Annotated in this window: 12 protein-coding genes; 10 read left to right on the top strand and 2 right to left on the bottom strand. The window is 36.2% G+C overall.

Annotated elements, in window-relative coordinates; translation table 11 throughout:
* Positions 1-44 precede the first annotated feature (44 nt).
* The 8 genes from gcvT (at position 45) to TDE_RS07750 (ending at position 9,497) form a co-directional block, all read left to right on the top strand.
* Complete coding sequence (gene gcvT, locus TDE_RS07780) at positions 45-1,118, top strand: glycine cleavage system aminomethyltransferase GcvT (protein ID WP_002683018.1); 1,074 nt, start codon at positions 45-47, stop codon at positions 1,116-1,118.
* A 58-nt stretch (positions 1,119-1,176) separates the two neighbouring features.
* Positions 1,177-1,545, top strand: a complete 369-nt coding sequence (gene gcvH, locus TDE_RS07775; RefSeq protein ID WP_002669223.1) for a glycine cleavage system protein GcvH — start codon at positions 1,177-1,179, stop codon at positions 1,543-1,545.
* Positions 1,546-1,632: 87 nt separating this feature from the next.
* Positions 1,633-2,937 (top strand): aminomethyl-transferring glycine dehydrogenase subunit GcvPA, encoded by a 1,305-nt coding sequence (gcvPA, locus tag TDE_RS07770; RefSeq protein ID WP_002678346.1) that lies wholly within the window; start codon positions 1,633-1,635, stop codon positions 2,935-2,937.
* Positions 2,937-4,385 (top strand): aminomethyl-transferring glycine dehydrogenase subunit GcvPB, encoded by a 1,449-nt coding sequence (gene gcvPB, locus TDE_RS07765; RefSeq protein WP_002679310.1) that lies wholly within the window; start codon positions 2,937-2,939, stop codon positions 4,383-4,385. Before gcvPA ends, gcvPB begins: the two co-directional genes overlap by 1 nt.
* A 90-nt stretch (positions 4,386-4,475) precedes the next feature.
* A complete protein-coding gene (locus tag TDE_RS07760) occupies positions 4,476-5,438 on the top strand; it encodes a COG2958 family protein (RefSeq protein ID WP_002679309.1) in 963 nt (320 codons plus the stop codon).
* Between the two features lie 36 nt (positions 5,439-5,474).
* Positions 5,475-5,636, top strand: coding sequence for a type IIL restriction-modification enzyme MmeI (locus TDE_RS13425; RefSeq protein WP_010957010.1), 162 nt, complete (start codon positions 5,475-5,477; stop codon positions 5,634-5,636).
* A 76-nt stretch (positions 5,637-5,712) separates the two neighbouring features.
* Positions 5,713-7,503 (top strand): ATP-dependent nuclease, encoded by a 1,791-nt coding sequence (locus TDE_RS07755; RefSeq protein ID WP_002679308.1) that lies wholly within the window; start codon positions 5,713-5,715, stop codon positions 7,501-7,503.
* Positions 7,494-9,497: a UvrD-helicase domain-containing protein gene (locus TDE_RS07750; protein ID WP_002679307.1), complete on the top strand. Its 2,004-nt coding sequence runs from the start codon at positions 7,494-7,496 to the stop codon at positions 9,495-9,497. Before TDE_RS07755 ends, TDE_RS07750 begins: the two co-directional genes overlap by 10 nt.
* 390 nt (positions 9,498-9,887) lie before the next feature.
* Here the strand turns inward: TDE_RS07750 and TDE_RS07745 are convergent, their stop codons facing one another.
* Positions 9,888-10,277 carry a hypothetical protein gene (locus tag TDE_RS07745; protein ID WP_010957009.1) on the bottom strand — a complete coding sequence of 130 codons (390 nt, stop codon included), beginning with the start codon at positions 10,275-10,277 and terminating at the stop codon, positions 9,888-9,890.
* On the bottom strand, positions 10,270-11,106 hold the full coding sequence (locus TDE_RS07740; protein WP_002679305.1) for a toll/interleukin-1 receptor domain-containing protein: 837 nt from the start codon (positions 11,104-11,106) through the stop codon (positions 10,270-10,272). The genes TDE_RS07745 and TDE_RS07740 overlap by 8 nt, the downstream gene beginning before the upstream one ends.
* Before the next feature lie 626 nt (positions 11,107-11,732).
* Here TDE_RS07740 and TDE_RS07735 point away from each other — a divergent pair.
* Together TDE_RS07735 and TDE_RS07730 are read left to right on the top strand one after the other, a co-directional pair.
* Entirely contained in the window at positions 11,733-12,701 is a 969-nt protein-coding gene (locus tag TDE_RS07735) for a D-2-hydroxyacid dehydrogenase (RefSeq protein WP_002679304.1), read from the top strand.
* Positions 12,702-12,795: 94 nt separating this feature from the next.
* Positions 12,796-13,149, top strand: coding sequence for a hypothetical protein (locus TDE_RS07730; RefSeq protein WP_002679303.1), 354 nt, complete (start codon positions 12,796-12,798; stop codon positions 13,147-13,149).
* Positions 13,150-13,156 lie beyond the last annotated feature (7 nt).

Here is a 13,156-nt window from a genome sequence, read left to right as displayed (position 1 = left end):
TACACATTATCCATTACAAATTAAAATAAATTTAGGAGGATGAGATGAAAAGAACACCCTATTATGAAACCTTGCTCGCTAAAGGCGGCAAGTTTGTTGAGTTCGGCGGATATGAAATGCCCATTCAGTTTGCCGGTATCTTAAAAGAGCATCTTGCAGTTCGCAATAATGTAGGACTTTTTGATGTTTCACATATGGGAGAGTTTTATATTGAAGGCGACAATGCCGAAGCTGCCGTAAATGCCCTTATTACAAACGATATTCGCGGAATGGCTGACGGAGATGTACGCTACACCCTTATGTGTAACGAAAAGGGCGGAATCGTAGATGACTTCCTTGTTTACCGCTATAATCAAAAGAAATTCCTTTTGGTTGTAAATGCCGGAAACCATGACAAAGATTATGACTGGGTAAAAAAGCATTTGGATAAGAGCGTTACCTTTACTGACCGATCTTCCGAAATTGCCCAGCTTGCAATTCAAGGCCCCAATGCTCCTGCTGTGGTAAAAAAGTTTATTGCTCCTTCTGCAATGCCCTCCGCTTACTACACCTTTAAGACCTTCCAGTGCCCCAAGGGAGAAGTAATCGTTTCTCAGACAGGTTATACCGGTGAAGACGGTTACGAAATCTACTGCCCCAAAGAATGGGCTCTTGAGCTTTTCAATCAAGTTATGAAAGCAGGAGAAGAATTCGGAATAGAGCTTTGCGGTTTAGGCTGCCGAGACACCTTGCGCCTTGAAGCCGGTATGCCCTTGTACGGCCATGAAATGACCGAAGAAACCTTGGCAACCGAAGTAACATTAAAGCCCTTTATCAAACTTGAAAAAGAAGACTTTATCGGTAAAAAAGCTCTTGAAACCAACGAAGCCAAAAAAATCCGAAAAGGCTTTAAGATGATTGACAGAGGTATTGCCCGCGATCATGACAAAGTTTTCTTAGGCGACAAGGAAATCGGTTATGTTACAACCGGAACTTCTTCACCCTCATTAAAAGTCGGTATCGGACATATGAGAATCGATAGAGGCATTAAAGATGAAGAAGTCCTTATCGAAGTACGAGGTAAAAAACTAAAGGCTAAAATCGTGCCTACGAGCTTCTTAAAAGAAATTAAGGGCTAATTAAACAGGTTTTATAAGTTTTTGACAAAAACTTAAAAATAAAATATAGGAGTTAGATATGGAAATTAAAGAAGATGTAAAATACTTGGAATCACACGAATGGTTCAAGAAAGAAGGAAACATCGGTATTATCGGTATCAGTGATTATGCCCAAAGCGAAATGGGAGATGTCGTATTCATCGAGCTTCCTGAAGTAGGGGATGAAGTTACAGCTGACAAGGCCTGTGCTACGGTAGAATCCGTAAAGGCAGTTTTCGAAATCATCAGCCCCATGACAGGAAAGGTTGTTGAAATAAACGAAGAGCTTTTAGATGCTCCCGAAAAAATCAATGAAGATGCCTTCGGTTCTTGGTTCTTTAAGGTAGAACTTAAGGGAGAATCTTCAAAATTAATGGATGCAGGTAAATACAAAGGTCTCTGCAAATAATTAAAAATAAGTGTGATAAACAGTTGGGCAGAAATTCTGCCTTTCTGTTTATTCTACATGTTGACTTAAATTTAAATAGGAGGGTTTATGTCAAATTATATTCCTCATTCCGCTGAGGAAACAAAAGAGATGCTTGATCTCATCGGTGTCAAATCGATTGATGATTTATACAGCTTTGATAACAAGGGCTGTAAAAAAGTTGATATAGGTGAGGGGAAAACTCAAGCAGAAGTTGAAAAGTTTTTTCAAAATTTAAGCAGTGAAAACACTGTCTTTAAATCGATATTAAGAGGTGCCGGTGCTTATAACCACTATGCCCCTGCCGCTGTAAGGCACATGGCTTCCAGAGAGGAGTTTTTAACAGCCTACACACCCTATCAGCCCGAAATGAATCAGGGCGAACTCCAAGCAGGTTTTGAATATCAGTCAATGATTTGCGAACTTACCGGAATGGATGTTTCCAATGCCAGCGTTTATGACGGAGGCACGGCAGTCGCAGATGCTATAGTTATGTCCTTAGGACGAAAACAAAACAAGGTTTTGATTTCGGAATGTGTTGAACCAAGCTCAATCGAAATTGCTAAAACCTATCTAAAGCACAGCGGCGTAGAATTCGTAATGATTCCCCGTGACGGCTATAAAACTGATGTTTCAAAGATTAAGGGCCTTTTAGATGAAAGCGTCGGAGCTGTTGTTATGCAGCAGCCGAACCGTTTCGGTACAATCGAAGACTGCGAAGCTGTCGGTAAACTTGTAGAAGGTACAAAAACCCAGTTTGTAATGAGCTGCAATCCTATTTCTTTGGCAATCTTAAAAACACCGAAAGAATGCGGTGCATCAATTGCCTTAGGAGAAGGTCAGGCCTTAGGTCTTCCTCTAGGTGCAGGAGGCCCCTATCTCGGCTTCCTTTCTACAATTGAAGCCAATATGCGAAAAATCCCCGGCCGAATCATCGGTCAATCAACTGACCATGACGGCAGAAGAGCCTTTGTTCTAACTCTTCAAGCCCGCGAACAGCATATCAGGCGCGAAAAAGCCAGCTCCAGTATCTGTTCTAACCAAGCCCTTTGTGCATTAAGAGCTTCTATGTTTATGACAGCCTACGGAAAAGAGGGCTTAAAAACCGTTGCTAAGGTTTCCGTAAGCAATGCACATTATCTTGCAGATGAACTTAAAAAGATCGGCTTAACCGTAAAAAATAACGGAGAATTCTTCCATGAATTCGTAACTGACGGAAAAGGAAAGGCCGATGCAATTCTTTCAAATCTTGAAAAGAATAATATCTTGGGCGGTTTAAAGATTTGCGATGACTCAATTCTTTGGTGTGCAACCGATGTCCTTTGCAAATGCGAACTTGACAAGGCCGTAAAAATCATTAAGGAGGTATTGTAATGAGCGAATTGATTTTTGAAAAATCCGTAAAGGGTCATAAATTTGCCGAAGCAAAATTGACAGTACCCGAATATAAGCTTGATTCAAAATATTTAAGAGCAAGCGATGCAAAACTTCCTGAAGTTTCGGAACTTGAATTTGTACGCCACTATATGGAATTGAGCAAGCGTACTCACGGTGTAGATAACGGTTTTTATCCCTTAGGTTCTTGTACAATGAAGTACAATCCTAAACTTAACGAAGAAGTCGCAGATCTTCCAAACTTTACCAATATTCATCCCTTGCAGCCTGAACATACAATGAAAGGTTGTATTGAGGCTATGGGAGATTTAGGTAAAAAACTCGGTGAAATTACCGGAATGGATGCTTTCTCCCTCCAGCCATCAGCAGGTGCTCACGGAGAGTTCACAGCCCTTTTGGTAATCAGAGCCTATCACGAAAAACGCGGCGACCATGCCCGAAACAAGATTTTGGTTCCCGATTCGGCACACGGTACAAACCCTGCCAGTGCCGCAATGGTCGGATGCGAAATCGTAAACATTCCTTCCGATAAAGACGGAAACGTAGATATCGAAGAATTAAAAAAGACTGTAGGAAACGATACTGCTGCCCTCATGCTTACAAACCCGAACACCCTCGGTCTCTTTGAAACCCATATCAAAGAAATTGCCGAAATCGTTCACAAAGCAGGCGGCTTATTGTACTATGACGGTGCTAACCTTAATGCAATTATGGGAAGACTAAGGCCCGGAGATATGGGCTATGATATAGTTCACCTTAACTTGCACAAGACCTTCTCGACTCCTCACGGAGGCGGCGGTCCCGGAAGCGGCCCAATAGGTTGTAAAAAATTCCTTGAAGAATTCTTACCGGTTCCCGTAGTTACAGGCTCGGACGGAAGCTATAAGCTGGATTATAACCGCCCGGATTCAATCGGAAGGGTTAGAAACTTCTACGGAAACTTCCTTGTCTTCTTGCGTGCCTATGCCTATATTCTTACGCTCGGAAGCGAGGGCATAAGGGAAAGCTCAGGCTATGCTGTCTTAAATGCAAACTATCTAAAGAAGAAGCTTGAAAAAGAATATGATGTTGCCTTTGACAGAATCTGTATGCACGAATTCGTTCTTACCCTTGAAAAGATCAAGGAAGAAACAGGCGTAAGCGCTCTTGACATAGCTAAGGGCTTAATCGACGACGGCATCCACCCGCCGACGATGTACTTCCCGCTCATCGTACACGAAGCCTTGATGTTTGAGCCTACTGAAACGGAAAGCAAGTCCACCTTGGACTTTACCGCCGAAGTTATGATCAAACTCAAAAAAGAAGCTTATTCAAATCCCGAAAAGCTTCACGGCTATCCCTACACGCGTCCCATCGGACGAGTAGATGAAACAAAAGCTGCCCGTGAACCTGTTTTAAGGTACAAGGCTTGCTGCTGTTGTAAATAAACAGCTTTAAACGCCCCCCTCTAAAGACTGATGTTTTTAGAGGGGGATTTTTGAAAGCGTAAATTTATTTGATTATGTAAAAGGGATAAGATGGAGAAACAATATACTTTTTTTGATTTGATTATAGAAGTTTTTGAAAAAGTAAAAAAGCCAATGACTCCTGAAGAAGTTTGGGAAAAAGCGGTTGAGTTTTCTTTTGATAAAAAACTAGGAAGCTCGGGCAAAACTCCGGCCGCTACAGTAGGAGCAAGATTATATGTAGATGCCAAAGAAAAGGCTGAAAAAAGTACTTTTATTCAAGTTTCAAAACGTCCTTCAAGATTTATTTTAAGAAGTTTAAATATAAGCGGAAGTGAAATAAAACGGGAAATCGAGAAAAAAGAAAATGCAGAATTAAAACAAAATAATGAAAGTAATTTTAATGAAAGAGATTTACATCCGCTTTTAGTAAAATATGTTTATTCAAACCCGCATTTTAATTGTTACACAAAAACTATTTATCAGGAAAATTCAGTAAAAAGAGTAAAAGGGGCTAATGAATGGCTGCATCCTGATTTAGTAGGTGTATATTTTCCGTTTAAAGATTATTCAAAAGAAACAATGAAACTTCAAACTTCATTGAATGTCAATTCAATAAAACTGTTTTCCTTTGAAATGAAAAAGAATATAGATTATTCTAATTTAAGACAGTATTTTTTTCAGGCTGTTTCAAATTCAAGCTGGGCTAATGAGGGATATTTAGTTTGCTTGAAAATCGATGAAGATCCTAATTTTAGAAATGAGCTTCAAAGATTATCTAATGCTTTTGGAATTGGAATTATAAAACTGAATGCAGAAAATATAAGTGAATCAGAAATAATTTGTAATGCTAGATATAATGAAAATATAGATTGGGATACTTTGGAAAGACTTTCAGAAGATAATCCTGATTTTAATAAATTTATATCCGACTTAACTGAAGATATTGCTTTAGGAAAAGTAAAAAGTACTTATGATAAAGTAATTACAGATGATAAATTTGAAAATTATTTAAAAGAAAAGAGTATTATTTGATAAATCACCGATGCCGACTTATACGCCCCCGATACTATGCCGCAGGTTCTGGTCAAAGCCCATGCCGCCCTCGACTCTGCGGTAGACAAACTCTACCGTAAAACCGCCTTCTCTGATGATGCCGCCCGCACTGCTTTTTTGTTCGAGCTCTACTTAAAGAAAACGGAAGGGGTGCTTGCGGGGAAGAGGGGGAGGTAGGAAAAATAAGTGCGTATTGGAATAGCTACAATGATGAGTAAGTAGTATAATTGAAAGTGAATACAGGAGTAAAAAAATGTATTTATCGGAAATAAAATTGTGGAATTTTAGAAAATATGGCCGGAATGATTTTGATATAAATGTTCCGCACTTAGTAGTTCCTTTCCATCAGGGTATGAATGTCCTTGTCGGTGAAAATGATTCAGGTAAGACGGCTATTATAGATGCGGTAAAATTAGTATTAAAAACGCAAAGCTACGAATGGTTAAGAGTAACAGACGATGATTTCTATAATGAATCGGATCGATTGCGGATAGAATTGCTTTTTGAAGATTTAACTGATGATGAAGCAAAAAACTTTATTGAATGGCTATGCTACAAAAAACAAGGCAATCAGCCTGCAGTAATCTACCTCCGTGTTGTATTTGAAGCACGACGGAATCCGAAAACAAAAAAAATTACAACAACCGATATCCGTGCGGGAGAAGGTTCTGCTTTGTATCTGCTAACTTCAGAAGCACGCGAGTATTTGAAAGTTACCTATTTAAAACCGTTGCGCGATGCAGAAAATGAATTAATGCCGGGAAAATATTCACGGCTTTCAAATATTTTATTGGCACATGAAGTATTTACCAAAGAGGAAACTCACGAAAATTTTATTAATCATCTACAAGAATTTAATTTATTTGTAGATAATTTCTTTTCAGGCAATGACGAAATGCAAATATCAGATACTGAAGGAGCCGCAATAAAAGAACAGTTAGACGAATATTTACAGTCTTTTTGTTTTAATGATGAAAAAGCTCGATTTTCAATGAGCGAAACAACACTAAAAAGTATTTTAGGAAAATTGCAGCTTTCTTTAGAAAAGACACAAAATCCGGGGCTGGGAACTCTAAACCGGCTCTATATGGCAGCCGAACTTTTGAATTTGCAGCGAAAGAATTGGGACGGTGTAAAACTAGGATTGATTGAAGATCTAGAGGCACATTTACATCCGCAGGCACAGCTGAAAGTAATTGAAAAACTACAAAGACTAAAAGATGTTCAATTGATTTTAACAACGCATAGCCCAAATCTTGCTTCAAAAATTAACCTTAAAAATATTATTCTCTGTGCTAATAATACCTGTTACCCTATGGGACATGAGTTTACAAAACTATCCGATGATAATTACTGCTTTTTACAAACCTTTCTTGATGTAACGAAAGCAAATCTATTTTTTGCAAAAGGTCTTATTTTTGTCGAAGGCTGGTCGGAACAAGTGTTTTTGCCGTCTTTTGCAAAGCTACTTAAAAAACTGGGAATGATAAAAAAAGATATAACGCAAGCCGGTGTTTCAATTATTAACATACAATCCATAGGCTTTTTTAACTATACGCACATTTTTCAACGGAAAAACAATAATGAGTCTATACCCATCCCGATAGCTGTTATTACAGATTCCGATGTAAAATACTATGAAAAAGATAAAGATACAGCTGAAATCAGAATAAAAACTGATATTGAAATAGAACAAGCTCTATCAGAAAAAATGACAAAACTGACGAAAAAGTATGATACTAATAACAATATACGGCTGTTTGTAACAAAGGAATGGACATTTGAATATGCTTTGTACAAGTCAACAGTATTCGGTAATCTTTTTGAGGAAACGGTTAAAAAAGTACACCCAAGAATTACCTCTGATAGTAGTTCATTTGAAGAGGCTCTTGCCCAAAAACTGCTTTCTGATTCTTTAAATAAACGGAAAATTGCATATCTTCTAGCCTCAGGTCTCGATAATGTTTTTTGTTCAGAAAATGAACTTAAAAGTGATGCGGCAATACAGAATTTTATTGAGGCGGTACAATTTGTATGCAAATAACAATAACAAATGAAGATATTGAATATGCAGAGAAAATCTTGCTTCCTGCAAATAAGCATTTTGATGAAGAACGCCGAAACTTTATCACTAATTTAGATACTATTGACCTACAAGCGGTTCCCGGAAGCGGTAAAACAACAGCACTGTTGGCAAAACTTATCATTTTAGAAAAGAAAATGCCGTTTCCTGACGGTTCGGGTGTACTTATTCTTTCTCATACAAACACAGCAGTTGAAGAAATACAGTCTAAATTACAAACTATCGCCCCGAAACTGTTTAACTTTCCTAATTTTGTCGGAACAATACAAAGCTTTACCGATACTTTTTTGGCACTTCCCTATTATGCCCATGTTCATAAAACACATCCCTATCGAATAGATGATGACATATATTTTAGGAGGTGCGAGTTAGCTCTTAAATATAAATACAGTAGCTTGACGTGGTTCAGCTATCGACCTCACAAGGTTCAAATGACAACTTTACTAACCGCTAAAATCGATCAAAACGGTTGTGCAAAATGTATTAATGGGTTAAAGAATCTTAAATGCTCTACAGCAATAAAGATTGCACAATTTAAGTATGATAATGTGAAAAAAGGCTTTTTAACATATAATGATGCATTTGAATTTGCAAATTTCTATATTAATGATAATCCGCGGATAGTAAGTATTTTCCAAAAAAGATTTAAGTATGTATTTGTTGATGAAATGCAGGATATGCACAGTCATCAAATAAAGCTATTGGATGCGTTATTTTACACATCAGGACATACAGATGAACAACAAACTATAACGGTATTTCAACGTATAGGAGATGTAAATCAAAGCATTTTTGGAGAAAACGATAGTGATAATAGTGATGGTTCTACTGAGAAAGCTGATAATTCCGGTAAGGCGGATTGGAAGCCGCGAGAACACTTAACATTACTCGGAAGTCATCGGCTTTCTCCTTGTACTGCTGCCATTGTGTCATCATTTGCCGTAGAACCTAATGCGATACAAGGACTCAGAAAAAATGCAGATGGAACAGCTATAGATATTAAACCCTATCTTTTCGTGTATAAAAAAGAGAATATTAAAACGGTTATTAAGAAATTTGCTCATCTTATTTATAAACTACAAAATGAAGGAAAACTGCCGATGACAGGAAGTTATGCTGCCGTTGGCTGGCGGAAATCTATTTTAGATGACGCCGCAGACAATAAACTTGGAATTTCCGATTACTATGATTCTCTTTGTGCAGCAGCTGCATCAACTAAAATTAATTACAGCTCTCTTACAGATCATTTACTCGCAGTTGATCCTCATAAAAAGCACTTAGAAACAATGAGAAAGTCTATTTTAAATGCATTATTACATATACTTTATATGCAAAAAATACAAGATAAGCATGGACGCTATTATACAATAAGAACATTATTCAAATACCTCAAAGAAGAAACCGATATATATGAACTATTTAAGCGAAACCTTTTTCGTTGGTGCAAGCAACGGATCAATAGTGAACCTGTAGAGCAGACTATTCACAATATACAAGCATTTCTACCTGATTTTTTGCAAGCGGTATCATTAGATAATAATCTCATAAATATAAATAATGACACGTATTTGTTTATAACAAACCCTACAACTATAATCCAGAATAATAAACCAACAGGTCAAGAGCAGATAAATACATACAGTATTTCAGGAATTGATATTTCCATCAAAACCGTTCATGCAATAAAAGGTCAAACAGTAACCGGTCTGCTTTATATGGAAACATATAATTCAAGTATGCACGAATCAAATAGGCTTGTCGACTGTTTTATACATAAAAAATTTCGTAAGACTGCCAAAACAAAAAAATCCGGTATGATGTATAAAGCCGCAAAAACAGTGTATGTCGGGTTCTCCAGACCAACTCATTTGCTTTGTTTTGCTGTACAAAAAGAACGATTTGATAAGTACCTTTCCAATATTGATAGAGCTGTATGGGATATTATTGACATATAATGCTAGGCTGCGTAATATCCCTCACGAGCAACCAATGCCGACTTATACGACCCCGATATTATGCCTTCGGTTCTGGTCAAAGCCCATGTCGCTATTGCGTCCATAACAGACGATCTCTTACGGCTGCAATAGGTCACCTATTACGGCTAGAATAGATGCCCTATTACGACCGTAATCGATGACCTGTTTCAGCGCTACACTAGACGGTCTCGTGTAGTACTACAATCGATGATCTATTACAGCTACAATAGGGCTCATGTTTCAGTACTACACTAGGCAGTCTCGTGAAATACCATAACAAATGATAAGAAAAGAACTTTTATGAGAGCATCTTTTATTTCTGCAGAGGGGCAATTACTCGATTCTCCTTGTTGAAGGAAAATAATGTATTTATGAATAGAAATATAACCACCCGGATATAATCAAAAGAGCCGCCATAATTGGTAAATAAAAACAGCTTATTGTTGGCATAGTTTTTTTTGGAACTATAATATTAGAAATATCCATTGAAAAATCTATGTCTTTTTCATTTTTTTTTCGCACAGTATCATATAACACGCGATAGGATCGTTCTATTTTTAAAAAATGTATATTTAAAAGCCAAAATAATCCTGTAGGCATCATCGCACATAACATAATGAACCAACTTTCTTGTTTTCCAGCAAGAGCTAATACACCTACAGCCAATAAAATTGTCCATGTCTTTAACTGAATGGAATTATTATTCATTCGTTCGATAACATTTTGAATAAATTCTAAATGTTTTAACTTATTATCCATAAATTCTACCTCTTTTTGAGAAATTGTCTGTGAGTTTTACATCTGGAAATAATAGATCTAATTGCTCTAATGCAGAATAGGGAGTATTTTCGTGAGACATCATATGATTTTCCCATGCATATAGGTTATCTCGGGATAATTTACATAAATTTTTAATATCAACAGGAAAAGACATTGCTAGATTCTCAGCTTCCATAGAAAAGGACTGTCTCATTTCTTGTTCCGTAAGCCTTTTTATTTTATTTTTCCTGATAAATTTTAGTAATAATAATTCGTAATATATCCAAGGTGAGTAAGTAAATTGATGAATATTATTTAAAGACAATGACTGCGGTGTATTCAAGAAGAATATATAATTAATTTTATCAATCATTTTTAATAATGCAGTTGCAAGCATCATATGAACATGGCTAGATGATATAATTGTTTTCTCATAATAGTAAGTATTTATATTATTTTCACTGTAAAGTAAACTATATTTATCGTCTAATTTTTTTAATAAATCATTTGCATATCCCCATACCTTTGAGTCCACAAAACATTTTATACCAAATTGCTGATATAACCACTTTTCAAACTTTTGTACCAATTCAATATCCTTATGTGAATGTGAGATAAAAACATGAGCATCAACACTTGGAAACCAGTCTTGCTCAAGACTTTGTACATCAATAGAATTATTGGGTAACAAAAAATTATCCAATGATTGCTGTATATATTGTTTATGAGAATGAGAAATCAATAAAAAATCATCATAAACTTGATTACTATTTTTTAACAATGTATCCATTTCTTGATCTATTATGTGGACATTAAAAGCTCTATACATAGACATGCTCCTTTTACATTTCAAAATACGAATATATTTTATAGAGGTCAAGGTATTTAGTGAAATAATTATTTAATTTTTGTATTTTATCACTCTTCAAAAGAGGTATAAATTACAATTTGAAGCATCCAAATACTTATAAAACTTTACAAGCTCTCCATCCAACACATAGACTTATCCATCTTTTTATGATATAATTGTCTTTACAATTAGGAGATTGTGTAAAAAAACATCTTACCCATAGTTGAACAATAATTACGTGATGAATATGGTTTTAAAATCGATGACTTTCGTCTGGAAGAACTATATCCTCTTGAAAGCTCTTATATTCAACCTATGACGGTTTCATTCTTAATACCTGAAGAAAAACCTAAAAATTTATTTACTGCAACGGCTTTAAATTTACCATATACCCCGTATTTATAAGAAAATTGATTTTAATATGAATGCAGGAAAAATAGCTCAAATGAGAATATTTGCAGAATAGGTATTGTGCGATTATGCCCGTTCTATGGATATTCCTCTTTTAGATTTTAAAGGTATTATAAATCAACATTCTTATGTCAAAAGGGACCCCTTGACGAATTTAAAAAAATATGGAATGATAAATATTCAGAGGTGTTTTTATGAGTGAAAAATTAAATTTGGTTATTCTTGACGGGTTTACTTCCAATCCCGGAGACCTTTCGTGGGATGAGTTAAAATCGGTTTCAAATCTTACAATATACGATAAAACAAGTGCAGAGGAACTTCTTGAAAGGTGTAAGGAGGCTGATGCCGTTCTTACCAATAAGGTTGTTTTTTCTAAAGAAATAATGGATTCTTTGCCACGTCTTAAATATATAGGAGTTTTAGCTACCGGATACAATGTTGTCGATATTGAGGCTGCAAGAGCTAAAAATATCTGTGTAACGAATATTCCCTCTTACAGCACCGACAGCGTGGCTCAACTTGTATTTGCCCTTATTTTTCACTTTTATTGGCATGTAAAGGAGCATAGCGATGAAGTTATGGGCGGAAAATGGTCGGCGTCCCCTCATTTTTGCTATCATAGCTTTGATATAAGGGAGCTTTCCGATAAGACTATGGGTATAGTCGGCTTTGGGAACATAGGCCAAGCCGTTGCAAAAATTGCCCTTGCCATGAATATGAAGGTAATCTATTTTAACCGCTCTAAAAAAAATATTAAGGGCTTAGAAGAAGCAAAACAAGTTTCTTTAGATGAGCTTTTTTCTTCTTCCGATATAATAAGCTTAAACTGTCCTTTGACTCCGGAAACAAAAGAAATTATAAATGCCGAGTCCTTAAAAAAGATAAAAAAAACTTCCATTGTAATCAATACGGGACGGGGCCCTCTTATAAACGAAAAGGATGCAGCAGAGGCTTTAAAGGAAAAAAGACTTGCAGGTCTTGCCTGCGATGTTCTCAGTGTAGAACCTCCGGCTAAGGATAATCCCTTGCTTAAAGCTCCGAACTGTATTATTACGCCACACATGGCATGGCAAACCTTTGAGGCCAGAGAGAGGCTTATAAAAACAGCTGCAGCTAACGCAAAAGCCTTTATAGCCGGAAAAGAAATAAACAGGATTAATTAGGCGGTTAAGTAGATTTTATTCCCCCTGTTGTTCTTTTTTACATTTTATGTATACTATTCTTTTGAGTATTGGAAATGCTCTTAAAAGGAACTATATGAACTGGAAACTGATTTATTTTTTATTGATAGTATTATTTTTAGGCTTATTTGCAGGATTTAATATGAATAACTCTTGCAATATTTCTTTGATTTTTTATACATTTGAAAATGTACCTGTTTATGTAAGCAATATTTTTTCGTTTTTAATCGGACTTATCTTAACCATTCCTTTTTTATTTGGAAGTAAAAAGAAAAAAAATAAGCCTTTAAATGAAAAAAAAGAAACATTTACGGCGAGCGATGGTGTCGGAATAGACACTGTGGACTTAAAAAAGCCTAAAAAATCATGGTTTAAGCGTAAAAAAGAATCTACAACTCCAATAACCGATACAAACTCTGAAATTAAATGAGGTAAGA

The sequence above is a fragment of the Treponema denticola ATCC 35405 genome (assembly GCF_000008185.1).
In the GTDB taxonomy this organism is placed as follows: domain Bacteria; phylum Spirochaetota; class Spirochaetia; order Treponematales; family Treponemataceae; genus Treponema_B; species Treponema_B denticola.
This window is presented reverse-complemented; position numbering and strand designations above follow the sequence as displayed.

What these genes read in the sequence shown, in the direction of transcription:
- gcvT (WP_002683018.1), top strand. Translation starts at nt 45, where the DNA reads ATGAAAAGAACACCCTATTATGAAACCTTGCTCGCTAAAGGCGGCAAG.
- gcvH (WP_002669223.1), top strand. Translation starts at nt 1,177, where the DNA reads ATGGAAATTAAAGAAGATGTAAAATACTTGGAATCACACGAATGGTTC.
- gcvPA (WP_002678346.1), top strand. Translation starts at nt 1,633, where the DNA reads ATGTCAAATTATATTCCTCATTCCGCTGAGGAAACAAAAGAGATGCTT.
- gcvPB (WP_002679310.1), top strand. Translation starts at nt 2,937, where the DNA reads ATGAGCGAATTGATTTTTGAAAAATCCGTAAAGGGTCATAAATTTGCC.
- TDE_RS07760 (WP_002679309.1), top strand. Translation starts at nt 4,476, where the DNA reads ATGGAGAAACAATATACTTTTTTTGATTTGATTATAGAAGTTTTTGAA.
- TDE_RS13425 (WP_010957010.1), top strand. Translation starts at nt 5,475, where the DNA reads ATGCCGCAGGTTCTGGTCAAAGCCCATGCCGCCCTCGACTCTGCGGTA.
- TDE_RS07755 (WP_002679308.1), top strand. Translation starts at nt 5,713, where the DNA reads ATGTATTTATCGGAAATAAAATTGTGGAATTTTAGAAAATATGGCCGG.
- TDE_RS07750 (WP_002679307.1), top strand. Translation starts at nt 7,494, where the DNA reads ATGCAAATAACAATAACAAATGAAGATATTGAATATGCAGAGAAAATC.
- TDE_RS07745 (WP_010957009.1), bottom strand. Translation starts at nt 10,277, where the DNA reads ATGGATAATAAGTTAAAACATTTAGAATTTATTCAAAATGTTATCGAA.
- TDE_RS07740 (WP_002679305.1), bottom strand. Translation starts at nt 11,106, where the DNA reads ATGTATAGAGCTTTTAATGTCCACATAATAGATCAAGAAATGGATACA.
- TDE_RS07735 (WP_002679304.1), top strand. Translation starts at nt 11,733, where the DNA reads ATGAGTGAAAAATTAAATTTGGTTATTCTTGACGGGTTTACTTCCAAT.
- TDE_RS07730 (WP_002679303.1), top strand. Translation starts at nt 12,796, where the DNA reads ATGAACTGGAAACTGATTTATTTTTTATTGATAGTATTATTTTTAGGC.